The 21,853-nt window shown below is 60.2% G+C and carries 27 protein-coding genes; 15 read left to right on the top strand and 12 right to left on the bottom strand.

The window, feature by feature from the left end; translation table 11 throughout:
• Positions 1-60: 60 nt before the first annotated feature.
• Positions 61-477: an NINE protein gene (locus tag QN377_RS12125; RefSeq protein WP_094999857.1), complete on the bottom strand. Its 417-nt coding sequence runs from the start codon at positions 475-477 to the stop codon at positions 61-63.
• Positions 478-729: 252 nt separating this feature from the next.
• Here QN377_RS12125 and QN377_RS12130 point away from each other — a divergent pair, with 252 nt between their 5' ends.
• The 11 genes from QN377_RS12130 (at position 730) to QN377_RS12180 (ending at position 8,480) form a co-directional block, all read left to right on the top strand.
• Positions 730-1,377: a C40 family peptidase gene (locus QN377_RS12130; protein ID WP_094999855.1), complete on the top strand. Its 648-nt coding sequence runs from the start codon at positions 730-732 to the stop codon at positions 1,375-1,377.
• A 119-nt stretch (positions 1,378-1,496) separates the two neighbouring features.
• Positions 1,497-2,183: a YggS family pyridoxal phosphate-dependent enzyme gene (locus QN377_RS12135; protein ID WP_095019608.1), complete on the top strand. Its 687-nt coding sequence runs from the start codon at positions 1,497-1,499 to the stop codon at positions 2,181-2,183.
• Between the two features lie 33 nt (positions 2,184-2,216).
• Positions 2,217-3,035 carry a pyrroline-5-carboxylate reductase gene (gene proC, locus QN377_RS12140; protein ID WP_094999853.1) on the top strand — a complete coding sequence of 273 codons (819 nt, stop codon included), beginning with the start codon at positions 2,217-2,219 and terminating at the stop codon, positions 3,033-3,035.
• A gap of 11 nt (positions 3,036-3,046) precedes the next feature.
• Positions 3,047-3,634 (top strand): YggT family protein, encoded by a 588-nt coding sequence (locus tag QN377_RS12145; RefSeq protein WP_094999852.1) that lies wholly within the window; start codon positions 3,047-3,049, stop codon positions 3,632-3,634.
• A complete protein-coding gene (locus QN377_RS12150) occupies positions 3,634-3,924 on the top strand; it encodes a DUF167 domain-containing protein (protein ID WP_095019607.1) in 291 nt (96 codons plus the stop codon). Before QN377_RS12145 ends, QN377_RS12150 begins: the two co-directional genes overlap by 1 nt.
• 187 nt (positions 3,925-4,111) lie before the next feature.
• On the top strand, positions 4,112-5,251 hold the full coding sequence (gene metX / locus QN377_RS12155) for a homoserine O-succinyltransferase MetX (RefSeq protein WP_095019606.1): 1,140 nt from the start codon (positions 4,112-4,114) through the stop codon (positions 5,249-5,251).
• A gap of 7 nt (positions 5,252-5,258) precedes the next feature.
• A complete protein-coding gene (gene metW / locus QN377_RS12160; RefSeq protein WP_016782543.1) occupies positions 5,259-5,879 on the top strand; it encodes a methionine biosynthesis protein MetW in 621 nt (206 codons plus the stop codon).
• Between the two features lie 26 nt (positions 5,880-5,905).
• Positions 5,906-6,343: a DUF4426 domain-containing protein gene (locus QN377_RS12165; RefSeq protein ID WP_094999849.1), complete on the top strand. Its 438-nt coding sequence runs from the start codon at positions 5,906-5,908 to the stop codon at positions 6,341-6,343.
• Positions 6,340-6,936: an RdgB/HAM1 family non-canonical purine NTP pyrophosphatase gene (rdgB, locus tag QN377_RS12170; protein ID WP_095019605.1), complete on the top strand. Its 597-nt coding sequence runs from the start codon at positions 6,340-6,342 to the stop codon at positions 6,934-6,936. Before QN377_RS12165 ends, rdgB begins: the two co-directional genes overlap by 4 nt.
• A complete protein-coding gene (hemW, locus tag QN377_RS12175; RefSeq protein ID WP_094999847.1) occupies positions 6,933-8,147 on the top strand; it encodes a radical SAM family heme chaperone HemW in 1,215 nt (404 codons plus the stop codon). Before rdgB ends, hemW begins: the two co-directional genes overlap by 4 nt.
• Before the next feature lie 9 nt (positions 8,148-8,156).
• Positions 8,157-8,480, top strand: coding sequence for a DUF3392 domain-containing protein (locus QN377_RS12180; protein ID WP_016782547.1), 324 nt, complete (start codon positions 8,157-8,159; stop codon positions 8,478-8,480).
• A 164-nt stretch (positions 8,481-8,644) separates the two neighbouring features.
• On the opposite strand, the gene trmB is transcribed toward QN377_RS12180, so the two are convergent.
• From trmB to QN377_RS12200, 4 genes are all read right to left on the bottom strand, one after another.
• A complete protein-coding gene (gene trmB / locus QN377_RS12185) occupies positions 8,645-9,367 on the bottom strand; it encodes a tRNA (guanosine(46)-N7)-methyltransferase TrmB (protein WP_094999846.1) in 723 nt (240 codons plus the stop codon).
• Positions 9,368-9,376: 9 nt separating this feature from the next.
• Positions 9,377-10,171 (bottom strand): thiazole synthase, encoded by a 795-nt coding sequence (locus tag QN377_RS12190; protein ID WP_019828053.1) that lies wholly within the window; start codon positions 10,169-10,171, stop codon positions 9,377-9,379.
• Positions 10,172-10,230: 59 nt separating this feature from the next.
• A complete protein-coding gene (gene thiS / locus QN377_RS12195) occupies positions 10,231-10,431 on the bottom strand; it encodes a sulfur carrier protein ThiS (RefSeq protein WP_016782550.1) in 201 nt (66 codons plus the stop codon).
• Positions 10,432-10,511: 80 nt separating this feature from the next.
• The gene (locus tag QN377_RS12200; RefSeq protein ID WP_094999845.1) at positions 10,512-10,883 is read right to left on the bottom strand and encodes a DUF423 domain-containing protein; all 372 of its coding nucleotides are present in this window, start codon (positions 10,881-10,883) and stop codon (positions 10,512-10,514) included.
• 45 nt (positions 10,884-10,928) lie between these two features.
• Here QN377_RS12200 and mtgA point away from each other — a divergent pair, with 45 nt between their 5' ends.
• Positions 10,929-11,684, top strand: a complete 756-nt coding sequence (gene mtgA, locus QN377_RS12205) for a monofunctional biosynthetic peptidoglycan transglycosylase (RefSeq protein ID WP_370688633.1) — start codon at positions 10,929-10,931, stop codon at positions 11,682-11,684.
• 122 nt (positions 11,685-11,806) lie between these two features.
• On the opposite strand, the gene QN377_RS12210 is transcribed toward mtgA, so the two are convergent.
• On the bottom strand, positions 11,807-12,307 hold the full coding sequence (locus QN377_RS12210) for an ATP-dependent zinc protease (RefSeq protein ID WP_095019604.1): 501 nt from the start codon (positions 12,305-12,307) through the stop codon (positions 11,807-11,809).
• Between the two features lie 222 nt (positions 12,308-12,529).
• On the opposite strand from QN377_RS12210, the gene QN377_RS12215 reads away from it, so the two are divergent.
• Entirely contained in the window at positions 12,530-13,417 is an 888-nt protein-coding gene (locus QN377_RS12215) for an acyltransferase (RefSeq protein WP_095019603.1), read from the top strand.
• Positions 13,418-13,420: 3 nt separating this feature from the next.
• On the opposite strand, the gene QN377_RS12220 is transcribed toward QN377_RS12215, so the two are convergent.
• Positions 13,421-13,978, bottom strand: a complete 558-nt coding sequence (locus QN377_RS12220) for a DUF2780 domain-containing protein (RefSeq protein WP_094999842.1) — start codon at positions 13,976-13,978, stop codon at positions 13,421-13,423.
• A gap of 182 nt (positions 13,979-14,160) precedes the next feature.
• On the opposite strand from QN377_RS12220, the gene QN377_RS12225 reads away from it, so the two are divergent.
• Positions 14,161-14,793, top strand: coding sequence for a sigma-70 family RNA polymerase sigma factor (locus QN377_RS12225; protein WP_232527652.1), 633 nt, complete (start codon positions 14,161-14,163; stop codon positions 14,791-14,793).
• Entirely contained in the window at positions 14,790-15,464 is a 675-nt protein-coding gene (locus QN377_RS12230; RefSeq protein WP_095019602.1) for an anti-sigma factor domain-containing protein, read from the top strand. The genes QN377_RS12225 and QN377_RS12230 overlap by 4 nt, the downstream gene beginning before the upstream one ends.
• Before the next feature lie 119 nt (positions 15,465-15,583).
• Here QN377_RS12230 and fdhA read toward each other — a convergent pair whose 3' ends face one another.
• The 5 genes from fdhA to QN377_RS12255 all read right to left on the bottom strand — a co-directional run bounded on the left by fdhA (position 15,584) and on the right by QN377_RS12255 (position 21,845).
• Entirely contained in the window at positions 15,584-16,783 is a 1,200-nt protein-coding gene (gene fdhA / locus QN377_RS12235; RefSeq protein ID WP_094999840.1) for a formaldehyde dehydrogenase, glutathione-independent, read from the bottom strand.
• Positions 16,784-16,850: 67 nt separating this feature from the next.
• Entirely contained in the window at positions 16,851-17,708 is an 858-nt protein-coding gene (purU, locus tag QN377_RS12240) for a formyltetrahydrofolate deformylase (protein ID WP_016782559.1), read from the bottom strand.
• 145 nt (positions 17,709-17,853) lie between these two features.
• On the bottom strand, positions 17,854-18,486 hold the full coding sequence (locus QN377_RS12245) for a sarcosine oxidase subunit gamma (RefSeq protein WP_094999980.1): 633 nt from the start codon (positions 18,484-18,486) through the stop codon (positions 17,854-17,856).
• A 12-nt stretch (positions 18,487-18,498) separates the two neighbouring features.
• The gene (locus QN377_RS12250; protein WP_094999839.1) at positions 18,499-21,516 is read right to left on the bottom strand and encodes a sarcosine oxidase subunit alpha; all 3,018 of its coding nucleotides are present in this window, start codon (positions 21,514-21,516) and stop codon (positions 18,499-18,501) included.
• Positions 21,513-21,845 carry a sarcosine oxidase subunit delta gene (locus tag QN377_RS12255; protein ID WP_094999838.1) on the bottom strand — a complete coding sequence of 111 codons (333 nt, stop codon included), beginning with the start codon at positions 21,843-21,845 and terminating at the stop codon, positions 21,513-21,515. Before QN377_RS12255 ends, QN377_RS12250 begins: the two co-directional genes overlap by 4 nt.
• Between the last annotated feature and the right edge of the window lie 8 nt (positions 21,846-21,853).

Consider the following 21,853-nt stretch of genomic DNA (forward strand, 5'->3'; position numbering starts at 1 on the left):
AGATGTGTATAAGAGACAGTTCGCGAGCAGGCTCGCTCCCACATAGGCAGGATTTGTGTCTTAACGACGCTCTGCGTTCTTGATCGAAATCTGATCGTTCAGAGTCCAGAAGTCATACAGGACGCCGATCAGGAAAAAACCGCCGGTGAACAGGTAAATGATCCCTGTGATCCATTTGCCCATGTACATCCGATGTACGCCCAAGACGCCCAGAAACGTCAGCAGAATCCAGGCCACGCTGTAGTCAGTATTACCTGCGGTAAACCGCAAGTCGGCTTCACGGTCCATGCTCGGGATCAGGAACAAGTCGATCAACCAGCCAATACCCAACAAGCCCAGGGTGAAAAACCAGATCGTCCCGGTTACCGGCTTGCCGTAATAAAAGCGGTGCGCGCCCAGGAAACCAAAAATCCACAGCAAATAGCCCAGCACTTTGCTGTGAGTATCGCGCTGAACATCGTCTCGATAGCCGCTCATAAATGCCCTCTTTGCTGCTGATAGAAAAATATTGTGAAGTTTTTTGTGACTTTTTTACTGTCGTGCAAAAGGTAAAAGTGTCTTACAGAAATTGGCGCAAAGCCTTGTGTTACCTGACCTGCACCCTCGCCATGCGACAATTTGCCATCATCGTTACGGAAATTGACCCTACAGTCCACCTGACAAATGGCCTGAGAAAGGACAAAAAAGCTGTTATAAAGTTTCGCGTTTATAACCATTGAGCCCTGCCGAATGCGTCCTATATTCAAGACATGGCTAACCATTTGCCTATTATTGCCACTGGCCGCCCACGCCACCAATCGTGAGCAACACCTTCCTTCGGGCTTCACCGGCTACACCGCAAAGTCATCTGCGAGTGCGCCTTATGTTGCCTCTACCAGCAAGACCGTAGCACGTCCTGCCTCCAGTAAAGCCCACCGCAAGGCCCCGGGCAAAATTGCGGCCGCTTCCCTGGCCGCCGCCAACAAGCAGAGCAGCACGGTGCTGAGCCGCGCCGTCAACGTGCTGGGCACCCCTTATCGTTGGGGCGGCAGCAGCCCAAGTAAAGGGTTCGACTGCAGCGGGCTGGTCAAATACGCCTTTAATGACGTGGCCGCCGTTGATTTGCCACGCACCTCCAGCGAAATGGCCAGCGGCCATGGCCAAAAGGTCGAGCGCAAGGACTTGAAGCCTGGCGACTTGCTGTTTTTCAACATCAAGAGCCGCAAGGTCAACCACGTTGCCATCTACCTGGGCAACGACCGCTTTATCCACGCTCCGCGTCGCGGCAAGTCGGTGACTATCGACACGCTGCAAAAGCCTTACTGGCAGAACCACTATGTGGTTGCCAAGCGTGTGCTGCCTAAAGAGAAAGGCGCGCTGCAGGTTGTGCAACGCTAAGCGCAGGCAAATCATGCAGCCGCTTCCAGCGGCTGCATGCCAACCAGGTCAGCGATATCCATCCCCCCTCCCAATTCCAGTAGAATGCCGCTGACTTTCACAACAGCGGGCTTACACGAATGTCCACGATAGCAGGCAACATTGCCCGGGTTGAGGCGCGCATCCGTGCAGCCGCACTGGCTGTGCAACGTGATGTAACGAGCATTCATCTACTCGCTGTCAGCAAGACCAAACCTGCTGGCGCGCTGCGTGAAGCCCATGCCGCGGGCATTCGCGACTTTGGCGAAAACTACCTGCAGGAAGCCCGCGCCAAACAGCTCGAATTAGCCGACCTGCCCTTGTGTTGGCACTTCATCGGCCCCATTCAATCGAACAAGACGCGCGACATCGCCGAGCATTTTGCGTGGGTGCATTCCGTTGACCGGCTCAAAATTGCCCAGCGCCTGTCTGAACAGCGCCCGGCAAACCTGCCGCCGCTCAATATCTGCATTCAGGTCAATGTCAGCGGTGAGGCCAGCAAGTCGGGCTGTACCCCGGCAGACCTTCCTGCGCTGGCGGCCGCCATCAGCGCCCTGCCACGCTTGAAACTGCGCGGCCTGATGGCGATACCCGAGCCCACGGAGGACCGCGCCGAGCAGGACGCAGCCTTTGCGACAGTACGCACATTGCAAGAAAGCCTGAACATGGGCCTTGATACGCTTTCAATGGGCATGAGCCATGACCTGGAGTCTGCGATTGCCCAAGGCGCCACCTGGGTACGCATCGGCACTGCATTATTTGGCGCCCGCGACTACGGCCAGGCCTGAAACGGCCTGTCTCATTTTTTATAAGGATCGGTTATGAGCAAAATGCGTATTGCCTTTATCGGCGCCGGCAACATGGCTTCCAGCTTGATCGGCGGCCTGTTGGCCAAAGGCCTGGATGCAGCACAGATCCGCGCCAGCGATCCGGGTGCCGAGACGCGGGCCAAAGTGGCCGCCGAACATGGCATCGAACTGTTTGCCGATAACGCGCAAGCCATTCAGGACGCCGATGTGATCGTGATCGCGGTCAAGCCACAGGCCATGAAAGCCGTGTGCCAGGACCTGCGCCCGCACCTCAAGCCCCATCAACTGCTGGTATCCATTGCCGCCGGCATTACCTGCGCCAGCCTGCTTGACTGGCTGGGCAACCAGCCGCTGGTACGCTGCATGCCCAACACCCCGGCCCTGCTGGGCAAGGGCGTAAGTGGCCTGTTTGCCACCGCCGATGTTACCGCCGAGCAACGCCAGCAGGCTGAACAACTGCTAAGTGCCGTGGGCATTGTGGTGTGGGTGGACAGCGAAGCGCAGATCGATGCCGTGACTGCCGTGTCCGGCAGCGGCCCGGCGTACTTCTTCCTGTTGATCGAAGCCATGACCGATGCCGGCGTCAAGCTCGGCCTGCCCCGTGACGTGGCCAAGCAGCTTGCCGAGCAGACTGCACTGGGTGCCGCGCACATGGCCGTGGCCAGCGATGTCGATGCTGCCGAGCTGCGCCGCCGCGTGACCTCGCCTGCCGGTACTACTGAAGCAGCGATCAAGTCATTCCAGGCCGACGGCTTTGCCGCCACGGTCGAAAAAGCATTGAGTGCCGCCGCGCACCGCTCGGCCGAAATGGCCGAACAACTGGGTCAATAAAGGAGCACATGATGTCCGGACTTAATGGCGCTGCCATTTTCGTGATTCAAACCCTGGGTAGCCTCTACCTGCTGATCGTACTGCTGCGGTTTATCCTGCAACTGGTGCGGGCGAACTTCTACAACCCGCTGTGCCAGTTCATCGTCAAGGCCACCCAGCCGCTGCTCAAGCCGCTGCGCCGGGTGATCCCGAGCCTGTTCGGCCTGGACATGTCATCGCTGGTACTGGCGATCATCGTGCAGATGGTGATCTTCGCCGTGGTCCTGACGCTCAGCTACATGTCGTTCAACGTCTTTGGCCTGCTGCTCTGGGCGATCATTGGCGTGACTGCGCTGTTTTTGAAAGTGTTCTTCTTCGCCATGATCATCAGCGTGATCCTGTCGTGGGTGGCACCCGGCAGCACCAGCCCTGGCGCTGAACTGGTCAACCAGATCACCGAACCTGCCCTGGCCCCGTTCCGCCGCTTCCTGCCAAGCATGGGCGGCCTGGATATCTCGCCCATCCTGGCGTTTATGGTGATCCAGCTGATCCAGAGCTTCGTGATCCCGCCATTGGCCATGTACGTCGGCATGCCGGTCATCTTGTTCGGCCTGATCTGATGAGCTACTACCGTTGGGACGGCGAGGACCTGATTCTCGACTGTCACCTGCAACCCAAGGCCAGCAGCGACGAGTTCGCCGGCCTGCACGGTGACCGCCTGAAAATCCGTCTCACCGCCCCACCGGTAGAGGGCAAGGCCAACGCCCACCTGATGGCCTTTCTGGCCAAGGCGTTCGGCATAGCCAAAAGTCAGGTCAGCCTGGTGAGCGGCGAGCTTAACCGGCAGAAACGCGTGCGCTTGCATGCACCCAAAAAACTGCCGGACTTGCCGGGGCTGGCCAGGCCCTGAACCTGTGGGAGCGGGCTTGCTCGCGATACTGGCACCGCGCTCGGTCGACAAACTGCGGTGATGCAATCGCGAGCAAGCCCGCTCCCACAGAGTTTGGCTACAGGTCATAAAATCAGCCCAGACCATTGCTTGCTGCTACGCCCCCCGCTCATTAGACTTACGCCTCATTTAAATGAGAGCAGGGTCGATGCCAGCTGCCTTTCCCCCCGATTCCGTTGGTCTGGTCGTGCCGCAAACAGCGCACTTCAACGAGCCCCTGGCGCTAGCCTGCGGTCGCTCACTGCCTGCCTATGATCTGATCTACGAAACCTACGGCCACCTCAATGCCTCGGCCAGCAACGCCGTACTCATCTGTCACGCACTGTCAGGGCACCATCACGCGGCGGGCTACCACAGCGCCGATGATCGCAAGCCCGGCTGGTGGGACAGTTGCATCGGTCCCGGCAAGCCAATCGACACCAACAAGTTCTTCGTCGTCAGCCTCAACAACCTGGGCGGCTGCAACGGTTCTACCGGCCCAAGCAGCATGAACCCTGAAACCGGCCGGCCGTTTGGCGCCGAGTTCCCGGTGTTGACCGTTGAAGATTGGGTCCACAGTCAGGCTCGCCTGGCGGGCAGGCTGGGCATCAGCCAATGGGCCGCCGTGATCGGCGGCAGCCTGGGTGGCATGCAGGCGCTGCAGTGGAGCATCAGTTACCCTGATCGCCTGCGCCATTGCCTGGCGATTGCCTCGGCGCCCAAATTGTCCGCGCAAAATATCGCGTTCAACGAAGTCGCTCGTCAGGCCATCCTTACCGACCCCGAGTTCCACGGCGGTTCGTTCCAGGAAAAAGGCGTGATTCCCAAGCGCGGCCTGATGCTGGCACGCATGGTCGGGCATATCACCTACCTGTCCGATGACTCGATGGGCGAAAAATTCGGCCGTGGCCTGAAGAACGAAAACCTCAACTACGACTTCCACAGCGTCGAGTTCCAGGTCGAGAGCTACCTGCGTTATCAGGGCGAAGAGTTCTCCGGGCGTTTCGACGCCAACACTTACCTGTTGATGACCAAGGCGCTGGACTACTTCGACCCGGCGGCCAACTTTGACGACGACCTGGCCAAAACCTTTGCCGGGGCCAAGGCACGCTTCTGCGTGATGTCGTTCACCACCGACTGGCGCTTCTCGCCGGCCCGCTCGCGGGAGCTGGTGGATGCATTGATGGCCGCGAAAAAAGACGTCTGCTACCTGGAAATCGACGCTCCGCAAGGCCATGACGCCTTTCTGATCCCGATTCCGCGCTACCTGCAAGCCTTCAGCAATTACATGAACCGCATAGAACTGTGAGAACGCCATGAGAGCCGACCTGGAAATCATCCAAGACTGGATCCCCGCCGGCAGCCGCGTGCTCGACCTTGGTTGTGGTGATGGCGAACTGCTGAGCTGGCTGCGCGACAACAAGCAAGTCACCGGTTACGGCCTGGAAAACGACCCGGACAACATTGCCGAATGTGTGGCCAAGGGCATCAACGTCATCGAGCAAGACCTCGACAAGGGCCTGGGCAACTTCGCCAGCAACAGCTTTGATATCGTGGTCATGACCCAGGCGCTGCAAGCCGTGCACTACCCCGACCGGATCCTCGATGAAATGCTGCGCGTCGGTCGCCAGTGCATCATCACCTTTCCGAACTTCGGCCACTGGCGTTGCCGCTGGTACCTGGCCAGCAAGGGGCGGATGCCGGTCTCCGAATTCCTGCCTTACACCTGGTACAACACGCCGAACATTCACTTCTGTACTTTCGAAGACTTCGAGGCGCTGTGCCGCGAGCGCGAAGCACAAGTGATCAACCGCCTTGCCGTAGATCAACAACACCGACACGGGTGGGCGAGCAAGATATGGCCTAACCTGTTGGGCGAGATTGGCATTTATCGTGTCAGCAGTCCCGGCCTTCAGGATCATCAGGTCGCGGTCTAAACCAGCAAGTTCTAAGGAGAGTGACAATGGGTCGTATTGGATTACTACTGCTTTCGATGTGTTTTGGCATGCAGGCTTTTGCCGGTGACGGCACATCTGCCCAGCGTCAACAGACGTTTGGCGACACAACGGTGTATTACAACGCGTTCCCGTCGACTTTCCTGACGCCGGAAATCGCCAACGAATTTGAAGTCACCCGCAGCAAAACCAATGCGGTGCTCAACATCACCCTGAACAAGGGCGGCAAGAACATTGCCGCCAACGTTCAAGGCACGGTTCGGACGGGCGATGCCAAGCCGATACCCTTGACCTTCCGTCAGGTGGGCAAGAACGGCGAAATCAATTATCTGGCCCAGTTCCCGGTGGCCGGGCCGCAGACCTTCACCTTCAAAGTGGATGTGAAGGCAGGCGGCGCTACCTCTGAAACCATCCAATTTTCTCAAATGGTCGCTCCAATCGAATGATGAACCTCACGCAACTGGTACTGGCTAGCCACAACGCCGGCAAACTCAAAGAACTTCAGGCCATGCTCGGCGAGTCGGTGCAGTTGCGCTCGATTGGAGAATTCAGCAGCGTTGAGCCGGAAGAAACCGGCTTGTCGTTTGTTGAGAACGCAATTCTTAAAGCCCGCAATGCCGCACGCCTCTCGGGCTTGCCGGCACTGGCCGACGACTCGGGGCTGGCCGTGGACTTTCTCGGCGGCGCGCCGGGCATTTATTCGGCACGTTATGCAGACGGCAAAGGCGACGCGGCCAACAACGCCAAGCTGCTCGACGCCCTCAAAGACGTGCCCGAGGCAGAGCGCAGTGCACAGTTTGTCTGCGTGCTGGCACTGGTACGCCACGCCGACGACCCGCTGCCGATCATCTGTGAAGGCCTGTGGCACGGGCGCATCCTGCCTGCAGCCAGCGGCGAACACGGTTTCGGCTATGACCCGCTGTTCTGGGTACCGGAGCGCAACTGCTCCAGCGCCGAACTCAGCCCCACGGAGAAAAACCAGCTGAGCCACCGTGCGCGCGCCATGGTTTTGCTGCGTCAGCGTTTGGGCCTGAAATGACCCACGACACACCTCCACAGCCGCTCTATCTGGGCGCGGCTGGCTTTACCCAGCAGGCGCCGCGCGCGCCGCTGAGCCAATTGCCCCCTCTGTCGCTGTATATCCATATTCCGTGGTGCGTGCGCAAATGCCCGTATTGCGACTTCAACTCCCACACCGCCAGCCCGGTGCTGCCCGAAGACGAATACGTCGACGCGCTGCTGGCCGACCTCGATCAGGACCTGCACGCTGTTTATGGTCGCGAGCTCAGCTCGATCTTCTTCGGCGGCGGCACACCGAGCCTGTTCAGCGCACACGCTCTGGGGCGCCTGCTAAAAGGCGTTGAAGCGCGCATCCCGTTTGCCAGTGATATCGAAATCACCCTGGAAGCCAACCCGGGCACATTCGAGCAGGAAAAGTTCGTGGCTTACCGCAAGCTGGGCATCAATCGCCTGTCGATCGGTATCCAGAGCTTCCAGCAAGAGAAGCTGCAGGCCCTGGGTCGCATCCACAACGGCGATGAAGCTGTGCGTGCAGCCTCAATGGCGCGACTGGCGGGCTTTGACAACTTCAACCTGGACCTGATGCACGGCTTGCCCGATCAGTCCCTGGAGGACGCCCTGAGCGACCTGCGCCAGGCTATTGCGCTCAAGCCGACGCATCTGTCGTGGTATCAGCTGACCCTGGAGCCCAATACGGTGTTCTGGAACCAGCCCCCCGTGCTGCCGGAAGACGACACCCTGTGGGACATTCAGGAAGCCGGTCAAGCGCTGCTCGCCGAGCACGGCTACACCCAGTACGAAGTGTCGGCCTACGCCCAGCCCGGCCGGCCGGCGCGGCACAATCTCAATTACTGGAGTTTCGGCGACTTTATCGGCATCGGCGCTGGCGCCCACGGCAAACTGAGCCATCCTGATGGCCGTATCGTGCGCACCTGGAAAACTCGTCTGCCAAAGGACTACCTGAATCCAGCGAAATCCTTTCAAGCAGGAGAGAAAGCTCTTACAGCAGAAGAGCTGCCATTTGAGTTTCTAATGAACGCCTTGCGCCTGACCGACGGCGTTGACTCGGCGCTCTACCCTCAGCGCACGGGGTTACCACTGGACAGCTTGAGCACTGGACGCAAAGCAGCCGAACAAAGTGGCTTATTGCAGGTCGAACCGTCACGCCTGGCGGCAACTGCCCGGGGCCAGCTGTTTCTCAATGACCTGTTGCAGCACTTTTTGACCTAAGGAAATCGAATGGACTTGGTACTCGACCTGCTTGCCAACGTATCGCGCTGGAGCCGCAGTCACCTCTCGGAGATCGCTCTGGCCTTGATTGGCTGTGTACTGGTGCTGTTCGGTGCCGACTTCAAGGGCTGGGTCGAACAACGTCTGGGCAGCATTGCGGGCGCCCTGCGCGTGCCGCTGATGGCCCTGCTTTGCCTGATCGGCAGCGGTGCGGCCCTGATCTACGCCACGCCCTGGGTCGAACGCGGGTTGAGCCAGTTCAACAACTACAGCCTGGCACCGGTGCTGTTGGTGGTGCTGGTATTGATCGGGGTGGTGGCGGATCGGCGCTGAAGAACACCCAGGATATCGTGTGGGAGCGGGCTTGCTCGCGATACAGGCTACGCGGTGCATCTGATTCACCGCTGTGATGCCATCGCGAGCAAGCCCGCTCCCACAGATTTCGTACGAACTTCACCGACCCCAAAGCAGGGTGGGGCCGGTGACTGAAAAACCGCTTAAGCCAGTTTTTCGAACTTCAAATCCCACACACCGTGCCCAAGACGTTCGCCGCGGCGTTCGAACTTGGTCACCGGGCGCTCAGGCGGACGTGGCACGCACTTGCCGTCTTCAGCCAGATTGCGGTAACCCGGCGCGACGTTCATCACTTCCAGCATGTATTCAGCATACGGTTCCCAGTCGGTAGCCATGTGCAACACGCCGCCAACCTTGAGCTTGGAGCGCACCAGTTCGGCGAAGGACGCTTGCACGATCCGGCGCTTGTGGTGACGGCTCTTGTGCCAAGGGTCCGGGAAGAACAGCAGCAGGCGATCAAGGCTGTTGTCTGCCACGCAGCGGGTCAGGACTTCGATTGCATCGCAATCGTATACCCGCAAGTTGGTCAGGCCCTGGGTCAACACGCCGTTAAGCAGCGCGCCCACACCCGGACGGTGAACCTCTACGCCGATAAAGTCCTGTTCAGGCGAAGCCGCTGCCATTTCCAGCAGGGAATGGCCCATGCCAAAACCGATCTCCAGGGTGCGCGGCGCAGAGCGACCAAACACCTGGTCGAAATCGACCGGCGCGTCAGCCAGTGGCAGTACATACAGCGGCGTGCCTTGGTCGAGGCCGCGTTGCTGGCCTTCGGTCATGCGCCCGGCGCGCATCACAAAACTCTTGATGCGACGGTGTTGGCGATCGTCGCCTTCTTCCGGGATTGGGGTGTCTAGTGATTCAGTCATCAGTGGCTCTTACTTGATCAGACCATCCAGCGGCGAAGAGGCGCTGGCATAGAGTTTTTTCGGCATGCGCCCGGCCAGGTACGCCAGGCGGCCCGCCACAATGGCGTGTTTCATGGCTTCGGCCATGATGATCGGATGCTGGGCATTGGCGATGGCCGAGTTCATCAGCACCGCTTCGCAGCCCATTTCCATGGCGATGGTCGCGTCGGAGGCAGTGCCCACACCCGCATCGACCAGTACCGGAATTTTCGCTTCTTCAAGAATGATGCGCAGGTTATAGGGATTGCAGATCCCCAGACCGGTGCCAATCAGGCCAGCCAACGGCATCACGGCAATACAGCCCATGGCTTCCAGCTCGCGGGCAATGATCGGATCATCGCTGGTGTACACCATTACGTCGAAACCGTCCTTGACCAGAATCTCGGCGGCCTTGAGGGTTTCGATCACGTTGGGGAACAGGGTTTTCTGGTCGGCCAGCACTTCAAGCTTGACCAGCTTGTGGCCATCGAGCAATTCACGGGCCAGGCGGCAGGTACGTACGGCTTCAACCGCGTCATAGCAGCCTGCAGTGTTGGGCAGGATGGTGTAGCGATCCGGCGGCAACACATCGAGCAGGTTCGGCTCGCCCGGGTTCTGACCGATGTTGGTGCGGCGTACGGCGACGGTGACGATCTCGGCACCCGAGGCTTCAATGGCCAGGCGGGTTTCTTCAAGGTCACGGTACTTGCCGGTGCCCACCAGCAGGCGCGACTGGTAAGTACGGCCGGCCAGGGTAAAAGGCTTGTCGCTGCGAACGTTGCTCATCGGGAATCCTCTTTAATTATGTGCACTTGCGGGTCGAGCATGATGGGCAGGGCAAAAACCTAGCCGCCACCGATGGCATGCACCACTTCGACCTGGTCACCGGCTTTGAGTACCGTCTCGGCATGCTGGCTGCGCGGGACAATGTCCAGGTTCAGCTCGACCGCAACCCTGCGGCCGGTCAGTTCCTGACGGGCCAGCAAGTCGGCGACGGTCTCGCCGTCGGGTAGTTCAAAGGATTCACCGTTCAACTGAATGAGCATGCGCGACGCTGCCTTCATTTTAAGGGGCCAGCATTCTAGCCCGATCAGTCAGGCCGACCCAAGCCATTCATCTTGCAGGCTCAGCTCAGGCGCCAGGCGGCCAGCCCCAAACACAGCCAGCCGGCCAGAAATGCCAGGCCGCCGAAGGGCGTGATGATCCCCAGCTTGCTGATGCCGGTCATGGTCAGCACATACAAGCTGCCGGAAAACAGCACAATGCCGACAGCAAAACAGACACCTGCCCAGGTCACCAGGCGCCCGGGCAGATGAGTGGCCAGCAAGGCCACGCCAAACAGGGCCAGGGTGTGGACCAACTGGTAGGTCACGCCTGTATGAAAAATAGCCAGATACTGTTCAGTCAGGCGGCCTTTAAGGCCATGGGCCGCGAAAGCACCCAAAGCAACACCGGTAAAGCCGAAGAATGCGGCCAGCATCAAAAAAACGCGCAGCATGGGGTTACTCCAGTCAGGATCATGGAATGGCGCAGGGTCTGTATAATGGCCCGCTCAACGGGTTCGGCCAAGTCATCCATGCTGCGTTTTCTTGTTCATCGCTTTCTCAAGGTCCTGCTCTGGTTCGCAGTGGGCAGCGCATTGCTGGTGCTGGTTTTTCGCTGGGTACCGCTTCCCGGCACGGCGCTGATGGTCGAACGCAAGGTCGAGTCATGGCTTGACGGCCAGCCGATTGACCTGCAGCGCAGTTGGCGGCCGTGGGATGAAATATCCGACGAACTGAAAGTTGCGGTCATGGCAGGTGAGGATCAGAAATTCCCCGAGCACTGGGGTTTTGACTTCGGGGCGATCAGGGCTGCGCTGATCCACAACGAACAAGGCGGAACGCTGCGCGGTGCCAGTACGCTGAGCCAGCAAGTGTCGAAGAACCTGTTTTTGTGGTCCGGTCGCAGCTGGCTGCGCAAAGGCCTGGAAGCCTGGTTTACCGCGTTGATCGAGGTGTTGTGGCCCAAGCAGCGGATTCTTGAGGTGTACCTCAATAGTGCGGAGTGGGATGAAGGCGTGTTCGGCGCCGAGGCCGCAGCGCAGCATCACTTTGGCGTGAGTGCCAAAAACCTTACGCGCCAGCAGGCCAGTTATCTGGCGGCCGTGCTGCCCAGCCCGCTGAACTGGAGTGCAAGCCACCCCAGCACCTATGTCAGCCGCCGCGCCGGGTGGATTCGTCAGCAGATGAGCCAGTTGGGGGGCGACAGCTATCTCACCACACTGAACAACTCACGCAAGGCGCCTTGGGCGGGCTAACCTGAAAATCTGCAAGCCCCTCACCCCAGCCCTCTCCCAAAGGGAGAGGGGGCCGATCTCCAGCGAGTTCAAAATCCACGTCAACCCCGATCAAGCGGCTGGGGTGAGGGCCAAGCACTCACTCAGCAATCCGGTTTGTCCGCTGTATAGCGCCGCGCCGGGTTTACCGCCGCACCAAACTCACGCAGTGCCTTGGCGCCAATCAACAGCGGGTAGTTGAAGCTGCTCCGGTCGGTGAGGTTGACCTCCACCGTGCGTTTGACATCACCCAGGCACATTTCCAGATCGACCACCGGGCGCTTGGCGCTTTCGGGGGTTTCCCGGTCTTCATCTTCATCGGCGCGGCTTTTGATCTTGCTGATGCGCGCCACCTTATGTTCATACACTTTGCTGCTGGCACCTTCGGTGGCCAGCTGGAAGCGCACCCACTCTTCACCGTCACGGGTAAAGGTCTGGATATTTTTGGCCGACAGCGACGCGGTCAAGGCACCCGTGTCCATCTTGGCTTTAAGGGTCTCGCCGATTTCCGGCAATTTGATGTACTCGTAACGCCCGTAAAGGGTCGGCTCGGCGGCCATCACCGGCAGCGCCAATACAGACAGCAACGCAAGAACAGACTTCATGCAGGCATTTCCTTTGAAAAAGTAAGAGTTAGACCACTTATCCACAGTAGGTTCACACTGGGTGTGTGGGAGCGAGCCTGCTCGCGATACTGGCGACCTGGTGAGTCTGCTTCACCGCGTTGAGGCTATCGCGAGCAGGCTCGCTCCCACAAGGTCCATGGATTTGGCGTTCAGCACCAGTCTGCTTATCATGGCCAGTCCTTAAACGTTCAAGAGTTGCTTATGCGCCGCCTGCTCACCGGCTGTCTGGTTACCCTGCTGTTGCTGTGCAACACCCTGATCCTGTTCGGGCCGTTGATGCTGTTTGCCCTGCTCAAACTGGCATCGTCGGGGCGCCTGCGCGATTACAATTCGCGGGCGGTGATGTGGATTGCCGAAACCTGGTCCGAAATCGACAAACGCATTTTTGCCCTGTGCCTGCCCACCCAATGGGATATTCGCGGCGCCGAAGGTCTGAGCCGCGATACCTCGTATCTGGTGATCAGCAACCACCAGTCGTGGGTCGATATCCCCGCGTTAATGCAGGGCCTGAACCGGCGCACGCCGTTCTTCAAATTCTTCCTGAAAAAAGAACTGATCTGGGTCCCCTTTCTGGGCCTGGCATGGTGGGCGCTCGACTACCCGTTCATGAAGCGCTATTCCAAGGCCTTTCTGGCCAAACATCCGCAGCTCAAAGGCGAAGACCTGAAGATCACCCGGGCTGCCTGCGAACTGTTCAAGCGCCAGCCGGTGACGATCGTCAATTACCTCGAGGGCACGCGCTTTACCCCGGCCAAACACGCGCAACAACATTCACCCTATACCTGGCTGCTCAAGCCCAAGGCAGGCGGGGTGGCGTTTGTGCTGGCGGCGATGGGCGAACAGCTGGATGCCGTGCTCGACGTGACCGTGGTGTATCCACAGGCAAAGATTCCGGGCTTTTGGCAGTTGATCAGCGGGCAGGTGCCCAAGGTGATTGTCGATATACAGACCCGCGAACTGGATCCGGCATTGTGGCAGGGGGATTACGAAAACGACCCGGTGTTTCGTGAGCAGGTCCAGAGCTGGGTCAACCAGCTCTGGAACCTGAAAGACCAGCGTATCAGCACCTTGCGTGCCGAGCGCGGCTAGCCTTTAAACGCCCCAGGCGCTGCCCAGCTTGCTCAGCAGCGAAGTGCTGACGTTCTGGCCCTTGAAGTAGTCCAGCAGTACCGGAGCAAACTTGGCAACCATACCGTCCTGCATGCCCAGCGCCGTGAATGCGGCGTTCAGCTGGTCAGTGTTGGCCACGTTGCTGACAGCGCTGGTCGCGGTCTCGGAAACACCGCTGGATTTGCCCAGCAGGCCGCCCAACTGGCTCAACTGACCCAGGGCACCGGCGCCAGCCAGCTTGTTCACGCCCGGCACTTGCTGGGTCAGTTCGGAGTAGTCGCTGGAGGTCAGCTGGTTTTTCGCCAGGCTCAACATCGCGCCAATACCGCCCGCTGCCTGCTCAGGCTTGACGCCCAGCTCGTTGACCTTGGTCAGCATCTGCACGGCCTGGGCCGATTTGTCCGTGGTGGCGCCATTACCGTTGCCACCCTGAACCTGCGCGGCCACGTTGGCTACGTCGCTCAGGCTGAAACCTGCGAACACCGGGCTCGCTGCCACGGTCATCAATGTTGCCAGTGCCACGCCGCTCAACTTTTTCATCGCTTCAACCTCTAGAACCAAAAAGCCGCCCGCCAGGGAGCGGTAAAACTATGGGTAAGACCCAAAAACCGGGCAGATGTTCCCAAGTGCCACTATCGGGTCAAACGGTCTGTAATCTTAATTGAAAACGAGTGCATCCGCTGAGCCCTTGCCTGCGTATACAGAGCAGCGAGGTAACTCACATGATTGGAACAACCCTATACCCTGAACTACCCTCAACCGACAACTGGTCTGAAGTCCTGGCTTTTTTTGAGGGGAGAACAGCTATTTTAACCGCCAATACCGATTACCTTGAAAAGCTGTTGGCCCAATGTTCATTGGGTAATCGACGCGCCTTTGAAACCCTCTACCGCAGCGTGGCCCCGCGCTTGTACAGCGTGGCCTTGCGCTGCATGGGCCGACGCGACCTGGCAGAGGATGTGGTGCAGGAAAGTTTTGTGCGTATCTGGCACAGCGCCTCACGTTACGAAGCCCATTTGTCGGCACCGCTGACCTGGATGATCACCATCACCCGCAACCAGGCCATCGACCAGTTGCGCAAACACCGTGAATTGCCCTTGAGTGACCAGCAGCAAGACAACGTGGCCGATGACAGTCCCAGCGCCCTCGACCAACTGGGCAGCGCCCGTGAAGCCTGCGCCCTCAACCAGTGCCTGGAACAACTCGAAGGCATGCAACTCCAGAGCATCACCAGCGCCTACTTCCATGGGCTGAGCGCCAGCGAGCTGGCACAGCAACTGGCTGCACCCCTCGGTTCGGTCAAATCCTGGATTCGCCGGGGTATGCAGCGACTGCGCAGGTGCCTCGAATCATGAACTATCAAACACCCGAGTTACGCCGTGCGCTGACCGCCGATTACGCCATCGGGCTGATGCCGCCCACGGCCCGCAGGCGTTTTGAGCACCTGCTGCAGGGCGACGCGCTCCTGCGCGCCGAACTGGCCCGCTGGCTGGAACACCTCAACCTGCTGACCGAGCCACTGATCGAGCAACCCGTACCGGATCGCGTGTGGCGGGCCATCGTGGCCCGTATCGAGCCGCAAACCCTGCATGTGCCGGCAAAGCGTCCGTTCTGGAACTGGCTGCGTTTGAGTGCACTTGCCTGCTCATTGCTGATCGTCGTGACTGCCGGCCTGCTCTACAACCGCGACAGCGTGCAATACAAAGCCACCCTGCTCAGCGGCACTGCGCAGCCCGGCCTGAGCATCGAGGCCCACAGCGATTATCTGAAAGTAAAACCGCTGGAGCTGTCGGCGGTGGATGGGGGCAGCAGCCTGGAACTGTGGGCGATACCGGTTGAAGGCAAACCGGTATCCCTTGGACTGATCCCCCGCGATGGCGATGGCCGCATAACCCTTAGCCAAAGTCAGCAGCAACTCATCAGGGTGCCGGTGGTGCTCGCCGTGAGCCTGGAACCGCAAGGCGGCTCGCCAACCGGTCAACCGACGGGCCCCGTGCTGTATCAGGGGCCGCTGGCCAGCCTGTAAAAACAATCCACGCAGTTGTGGGAGCGGGCTTGCTCGCGATGCAGACAACTCGGTACATCTCAATAACCGAGGTGCTGCAATCGCGGGCAAGCCCGCTCCCACAGGGTTGGCGCTGGTGTTTATGCCTTGCTGAACATCCGGTGCGGGTCGATCACGAACTTCTTCGGCACACCGGCATCGAACTCGCCATAGCCCCGCGGCGCGTCGTCCAGGCTGATCACTTCAACACCTACGATGTCAGCGATCTTGATCCGGTCCCACATGATCGCCTGCATCAGCTGGCGGTTGTATTTCATCACTGGCGTCTGCCCGGTGTGGAAGCTGTGGGACTTGGCCCAGCCCAACCCGAAGCGGATGCTCAGGCTGCCCTTCTTCGCCGCCGCGTCTACCGCACCCGGGTCTTCGGTCACATACAGGCCCGGAATGCCGATCTTGCCCGCCACCCGCACCACGCCCATCAGCGAGTTGAGCACCGTGGCCGGTGCTTCATGCTTGACCCCGTCATGGCCGTGCCCGCGAGCTTCAAAACCCACTGCATCCACCGCACAATCCACTTCCGGCTCGCCCAGCAGTTCGGCGATCTGTTCGTGCAGGGGCGTATCTTTGGACAGGTCGGCAATTTCAAAACCCTGCGCCTTGGCGTGGGCCAGACGAATCGGATTAACGTCACCGACAATCACCACCGCCGCACCCAGCAAGCGCGCCGAAGCCGCAGCCGCCAGACCCACCGGGCCAGCACCGGCGATATACACCGTGCTGCCAGGGCCAACGCCAGCAGTGACGGCGCCGTGATAGCCGGTGGGCAGGATGTCGGAGAGGCAGGTCAGGTCGCGGATTTTTTCCATCGCCGCATCGCGATTCGGCAGCTTGAGCAGGTTGAAATCGGCGTAAGGCACCAATACATATTCAGCCTGACCGCCAACCCAGTCGCCCATGTCCACGTAACCATATGCGCCGCCGGGACGGGCCGGGTTGACGGTCAGGCACACGCCGGTGTTCTGTTCCTTGCAGCTGCGGCAGCGGCCGCACGCCACGTTGAACGGCACCGAAACCAGGTCGCCGACTTTCAGGTGTTCCACATCACGCCCGGCCTCGATCACCTCGCCGGTGATCTCATGACCCAGCACCAGCCCGGTTTGCGCCGTGGTGCGGCCACGCACCATATGCTGGTCGGAGCCGCAGATATTGGTCGACACTACCCGCAGGATTACGCCGTGGTGGATGGGCTTGCCCTGAGGGTTCTGCATCTTGGGGAAAGGAATGCTTTGCACTTCAACCTGGCCGTTGCCCAGGTACACCACACCGCGATTGTCAGCCATCGTATTCACCCTTAGTTGTTATTGGCGGGATTAACTTTCTGCTTGCAGCTTAGAAGGTGGCGCGGGCTCACAGCACCACGGTACGACCTCCATTTAGGAAAACGCGCCGCTCAATGTGATAGCCCACGCCTCGCGCCAGGGTTTGCGCTTCGATGTCACGGCCCTTGGCGATCAGGTCTTCGGGGTAGTGGCTGTGGTCTACCACCTCGACGCCCTGGGCAATGATCGGGCCTTCGTCGAGGTCGTTGTTGATGTAATGGGCGGTAGCACCGACCAGTTTGACGCCCTTCTCGTAGGCCTGATGATAGGGCTTGGCGCCCTTGAAGCCGGGCAGCAGGGAGTGGTGAATGTTGATCGCCTTGCCGTCGAGCTTGCGACACAGCTCGGGGGACAGCACTTGCATATAGCGGGCGAGGATCACCAGCTCGGCGCCGGTGTCTTCGATCACCTGCCAAACCTTGGCCTCCTGCGCGGGCTTGTTGGCCGGGTCGAGGGCGAAGTGGTGGTAGGGGATGCCGTGCCACTGCGCCAGAGGCTCCAGATCGGGGTGATTGGAGACCACGGCCACCACGTCCATCGACAACTGGCCAATGCGCTGGCGATAGAGCAGGTCGTTGAGGCAGTGGTCAGCCTTGGACACCATAATCAGCACTTTGGGCCGATGGTGTGGCGGCGTCAGTTCGAACGTCATGCCAAAGGCCTGGCCGCGCTCGGCCAGGCCGGCGCGAAATTCATGTTCATCGAAGCCGTCGGGCTGGCGGAACTCAACGCGGATAAAAAAACGCGCCGAACGCTGATCGTCGAAGGAATGGTGTTCGGTGACGTAGCAGCGGTGCTCAAACAGATAACGCGTCACCGCGTCGACGGTGCCCAGCAGGCTCGGGCAGTCGGCGGTCAGGATCCAGGTGTCGGGGGCGCGGCTCATGGCGGGAGTCCTTGGTTGTTGTTGGAATGCGCACGTACAGGTGTGGGAGCGGGCTTGCCCGCGATGCAAACAACTCGGTGCATCCGGTTGACCGAGGGGCTGCCATCGCGAGCAAGCCCGCTCCCACAGGGGACAGCAGGCGGGTTTACGCCTCCACGCTCAACCCGTATTCAGCCGCCGCATCCTGCAACCATAACCACCAGTAATCCGAAAAACTGCGGCGGATCAGCAGTTCCCAGGTGTCTTCGCCGGTATGACGAATCACCAGCTGCGACTTGGCGAAGACCGTGCCCACCGCCTTGCCCACCGGGAAATTGTCGGGGTGTACGTCATAACTGGTGGACTTCATCAGCACCTCGCGCACCTTCGGCCCGCTCAGTTCCAGCAGCTGTTGCCCGCCACTGACGTTGACCACCGAAATATGCAGCCCCGCCAGCGCCGCCCGCAGGGCTTGCTCCACGGCGAACTCCTGGCCACCGGGGACGATCAGCAGCCACTCATCCGGCCCCATCCATTGCAGCGAGGTATCAGCGTTGGCCACCAGGCTCAGGGCCACGGGCAGTTCCAGGCCCAGGGCCTTGTGCACGCCTTCGGCAAAGGCCGGGTCTTTGGCGTCACCGCGCAGGGTCAGGTGGCCCAGCAGTTTTTTCTCGCGTACGGTCACGCCAGGGTTTTTCCGGCCCTTGCCGATCAGGCCGGCCAGGCTGGCATGGTGCAGCGAGGATTCGGCTTTGGCGCCCGACTCCGGGCGCTGTTGGTATACGTTGGCTGTGGTCATGAGATCACCCATTCAAATATTCTGCCGGTCGCCTTTCGGGTCGAAGAACACCGAAGACACAATTTCAGCCTCGATCACGCTGCCGTCGACCTGGGGCGAGAACACCCGTTCGCCGATACGCTTCAAGCCGCCCTTGACCACACCCATGGCAAATGAATAACCCAGTGAGTTGTGGGCATAACTCGACGTCACGTGGCCGACCATGGTCATCGGGATCGACTGCTTGGCATCGAACACCAGTTGCGCGCCTTCGGGCAGCCATTGGGTCGGGTTAATGGGCTTGAGCCCCACCAGCTGCTTGCGCTGGTCACGTACGCAGTCTTCACGGTTCATGCCGCGCCAGCCGATCCACGAGAATGGTTTGGTGCGGCCCACGCACCAGCCCATGTTCAGGTCGTCGGGGGTCATGGAACCGTCAGTGTCCTGACCAACGATGATGAAGCCCTTCTCGGCCCGCAACACGTGCATGGTCTCGGTGCCATAAGGGGTGAGGTTGTACTGCTTGCCCGCCTCGACGATTTTTTCCAGCACGCCCATGGCGTAGTCAGCCTGGATATTGACCTCGTAGGACAGCTCGCCGGTAAACGAGATACGGAACACCCGCGCCGGCACACCGCCCACCAGGCCTTCTTTCCAGGTCATGAACGGGAACGCCTCGCGATCCAGATCAATGTCGGTCACTTCGCTCAGCAACTTGCGGCTATTGGGGCCGGACAAGGTCAGGGTCGCGTAGTGGTCGGTGACCGAGGTGAAGTAGACCTTCAATTCGGGCCATTCGGTCTGCTGGTAAATTTCCAGCCACTGCAACACACGGGCCGCGCCGCCGGTAGTGGTGGTCATGACGAAATGATTGTCGGCCAGGCAGGCCGTCACGCCGTCGTCGAAGACCATGCCGTCTTCCTTGCACATCAGCCCGTAGCGGGCCTTGCCCACATCAAGTTTGGTCCAGGCATTGGTGTAGATACGGTTGAGAAACTCGCGGGCATCCGGGCCCTGGATGTCGATCTTGCCCAGGGTAGAGGCATCGAGAATGCCGACGCTGTCACGCACCGCTTTGCATTCGCGCTTGACCGCCGCATGCATGTCTTCGCCGTTACGCGGGAAGTACCACGGCCGTTTCCACTGGCCGACGTCTTCAAATTCAGCGCCTTGCTTGACGTGCCAGGCTTGCAGCGCGGTGTAGCGCACCGGCTCGAAAATATGCCCGCAATGGCGCCCCGCCACCGCGCCGAAGGTCACCGGCGTGTAGTTGGGGCGGAACATGGTGGTGCCCATCTGCGGGATGGTCACGTTCAGCGAGCGGGCGGCAATGGCCAGGCCGTTGACGTTGCCCAGCTTGCCTTGATCCGTGCCGAAGCCCAGCGCGGTATAGCGTTTGACGTGCTCAACCGACTCGAACCCTTCACGGGTCGCCAGTTCGATGGCCGCAGCAGTGACGTCGTTTTGCAGGTCGACAAATTGCTTCGGTGCCCGCGCCGTACCTTTTTCGTGGGGCACATGGAACAGCGCCAGGGTCGGTTCCTGCAGCTGATTCAGGGCTTTGGGCAACACCCCTTCCACGGCCTTGAAACCGGCTTCGCTGGCCGCACGTGCGCCGCCCTCAAAACCATCGGCCAGGCTGTCGCCCAGCGGGTAGACACCATTGATACCGCCCACACATACGCGCTTTTGCGGTGCTTCGCCGGGGACGAAACCGAGAATATCTTCACGCCAGGTCGGCTTGCCGCCCAGGTGCGAGGCCAAGTGAACCACCGGGCTGTAGCCGCCCGAAGTGGCCAGCAAATCGCACTCCAGCCACTCGCCGGGGCTGGCAACGCTGAGAGCCTTGACGTCGATCGCCGCCACTCGTGCACCCGTTACATGCTTGCTGCCACGGGCTTCGATCACCGCACTCCCGGTGAGGATGCGAATGCCTTTGGCCCGAGCTTCTTCGACCAGCGCACCACGGGGGTTGCTGCGTGCATCGGCAACAGCAACCACTTGCTGGCCGGCGTCGAGCCAGTCCAGGGCTACGCGGTAGGCATGATCGTTGTTGGTACTGAGCACCAGTTTTTTGCCCGGTGCCACGCCATAGCGGCGCACATAGGTGGACACGGCTCCGGCGAGCATATTGCCCGGTACGTCGTTGTTGCCGTACACCAACGGCCGCTCGCAGGCACCGGTGGCTAATACCACGCGCTTGGCCCGGACCCGGTGAATACGCTGGCGTACCTGACCGATAGGGGCGCGATCGCCGAGGTGATCGGTGATACGTTCGTGAATAGTCAGGAAGTTGTGGTCGTGATAGCCGTTCACCGTCGCGCGGGGCAACAGGATCACGTCGGGTAGCGTCTTGAGTTCGGCGATCACCTTGGCCACCCACTCCATGGCCGGTTTGCCGTCCAGGCTTTCGCGGCTGTCGAGCAGGCTGCCGCCGAATTCTTCCTGTTCATCGGCGATGATCACCCGCGCACCGCTGCGCGCTGCTGCCAGTGCCGCGGCCAGACCTGCAGGGCCTGCGCCGACAATCAGCACGTCGCAGTGGTGGTTCATATAGTCGTAGGTGTCGGGATCGTTCTGGGTCGGCGAGCGACCCAGGCCTGCGGCTTTGCGGATGTACTTCTCGTAAGTCATCCAGAACGACTGCGGGTACATAAAAGTTTTGTAGTAAAAGCCCGGCGGCATCAGCTTGCCGCCGACCTTGCCGAGGATGCCCATCACATCATTGTTGACGTTGGGCCAGCCGTTGGTGCTGGTGGCCACCAGGCCCTGGTACAAAGCCTGCTGCGTGGCGCGCACGTTGGGGATTTGCGTGGCCTCGGTGGCACCGATCTGCAACACCGCGTTGGGCTCTTCAGCACCGGCGGCGTAAATGCCTCGGGGCCGGGAATATTTGAAACTGCGGCCAATCACGTCAACGCCGTTGGCCAGCAAAGCGGCCGCCAGGCTGTCGCCCTCGTAGCCTTTGTATTGTTGACCGTTGAATGTGAAGCTCAGCACCTTGGTGCGGTCAACGCGGCCGCCATTGGGCAAGCGATGGGTCTGGCTCATACTTTTTCTCCCAGCTCGCGGGTGGCCGTGGTGGCCGCAGGTACTGCCTGCTCAGTGAACTGCGGCTTGCTGCCGATCAGGTAGGTTTCAAGAATTTCGTAGGTCACGGTATTGCGCGTGGCATTGAAAAACTGCCGGCAACCGGCGACGTGGTTCCACAGTTCGTGGTGCAGGCCACGGGGGTTGTCGCGAAAGAACAGGTAGTCGCCCCATTCTGCGTCGGTGCAACTGCCAGGGTCGAGCGGGCGCGGGATATGCGCCTGGCCGCTGGCGTGGAATTCCTCTTCGGAGCGAAGCTCGCCGCAATGGGGACAGAAGATATGCAACATGGGTATTT

The sequence above is a fragment of the Pseudomonas sp. CCC4.1 genome, from assembly GCF_035019225.1.
In the GTDB taxonomy this organism is placed as follows: Bacteria; Pseudomonadota; Gammaproteobacteria; order Pseudomonadales; family Pseudomonadaceae; genus Aquipseudomonas; species Aquipseudomonas bubulae.

Coding starts and splice junctions, on each gene's coding strand:
- QN377_RS12135 (WP_095019608.1), top strand. CDS start 1,497: ATGTCCACGATAGCAGGCAACATTGCCCGGGTTGAGGCGCGCATCCGT.
- QN377_RS12145 (WP_094999852.1), top strand. CDS start 3,047: ATGTCCGGACTTAATGGCGCTGCCATTTTCGTGATTCAAACCCTGGGT.
- QN377_RS12125 (WP_094999857.1), bottom strand. CDS start 477: ATGAGCGGCTATCGAGACGATGTTCAGCGCGATACTCACAGCAAAGTG.
- QN377_RS12245 (WP_094999980.1), bottom strand. CDS start 18,486: ATGACCACAGCCAACGTATACCAACAGCGCCCGGAGTCGGGCGCCAAA.
- QN377_RS12215 (WP_095019603.1), top strand. CDS start 12,530: ATGCGCCGCCTGCTCACCGGCTGTCTGGTTACCCTGCTGTTGCTGTGC.
- QN377_RS12220 (WP_094999842.1), bottom strand. CDS start 13,978: ATGAAAAAGTTGAGCGGCGTGGCACTGGCAACATTGATGACCGTGGCA.
- QN377_RS12130 (WP_094999855.1), top strand. CDS start 730: ATGCGTCCTATATTCAAGACATGGCTAACCATTTGCCTATTATTGCCA.
- rdgB (WP_095019605.1), top strand. CDS start 6,340: ATGATGAACCTCACGCAACTGGTACTGGCTAGCCACAACGCCGGCAAA.
- QN377_RS12190 (WP_019828053.1), bottom strand. CDS start 10,171: ATGAGCAACGTTCGCAGCGACAAGCCTTTTACCCTGGCCGGCCGTACT.
- QN377_RS12200 (WP_094999845.1), bottom strand. CDS start 10,883: ATGCTGCGCGTTTTTTTGATGCTGGCCGCATTCTTCGGCTTTACCGGT.
- metX (WP_095019606.1), top strand. CDS start 4,112: ATGCCAGCTGCCTTTCCCCCCGATTCCGTTGGTCTGGTCGTGCCGCAA.
- QN377_RS12230 (WP_095019602.1), top strand. CDS start 14,790: ATGAACTATCAAACACCCGAGTTACGCCGTGCGCTGACCGCCGATTAC.
- QN377_RS12180 (WP_016782547.1), top strand. CDS start 8,157: ATGGACTTGGTACTCGACCTGCTTGCCAACGTATCGCGCTGGAGCCGC.
- QN377_RS12150 (WP_095019607.1), top strand. CDS start 3,634: ATGAGCTACTACCGTTGGGACGGCGAGGACCTGATTCTCGACTGTCAC.
- QN377_RS12255 (WP_094999838.1), bottom strand. CDS start 21,845: ATGTTGCATATCTTCTGTCCCCATTGCGGCGAGCTTCGCTCCGAAGAG.
- QN377_RS12250 (WP_094999839.1), bottom strand. CDS start 21,516: ATGAGCCAGACCCATCGCTTGCCCAATGGCGGCCGCGTTGACCGCACC.
- fdhA (WP_094999840.1), bottom strand. CDS start 16,783: ATGGCTGACAATCGCGGTGTGGTGTACCTGGGCAACGGCCAGGTTGAA.
- QN377_RS12165 (WP_094999849.1), top strand. CDS start 5,906: ATGGGTCGTATTGGATTACTACTGCTTTCGATGTGTTTTGGCATGCAG.
- trmB (WP_094999846.1), bottom strand. CDS start 9,367: ATGACTGAATCACTAGACACCCCAATCCCGGAAGAAGGCGACGATCGC.
- hemW (WP_094999847.1), top strand. CDS start 6,933: ATGACCCACGACACACCTCCACAGCCGCTCTATCTGGGCGCGGCTGGC.
- QN377_RS12225 (WP_232527652.1), top strand. CDS start 14,161: ATGATTGGAACAACCCTATACCCTGAACTACCCTCAACCGACAACTGG.
- metW (WP_016782543.1), top strand. CDS start 5,259: ATGAGAGCCGACCTGGAAATCATCCAAGACTGGATCCCCGCCGGCAGC.
- QN377_RS12210 (WP_095019604.1), bottom strand. CDS start 12,307: ATGAAGTCTGTTCTTGCGTTGCTGTCTGTATTGGCGCTGCCGGTGATG.
- mtgA (WP_370688633.1), top strand. CDS start 10,929: ATGGCCCGCTCAACGGGTTCGGCCAAGTCATCCATGCTGCGTTTTCTT.
- proC (WP_094999853.1), top strand. CDS start 2,217: ATGAGCAAAATGCGTATTGCCTTTATCGGCGCCGGCAACATGGCTTCC.
- thiS (WP_016782550.1), bottom strand. CDS start 10,431: ATGCTCATTCAGTTGAACGGTGAATCCTTTGAACTACCCGACGGCGAG.
- purU (WP_016782559.1), bottom strand. CDS start 17,708: ATGAGCCGCGCCCCCGACACCTGGATCCTGACCGCCGACTGCCCGAGC.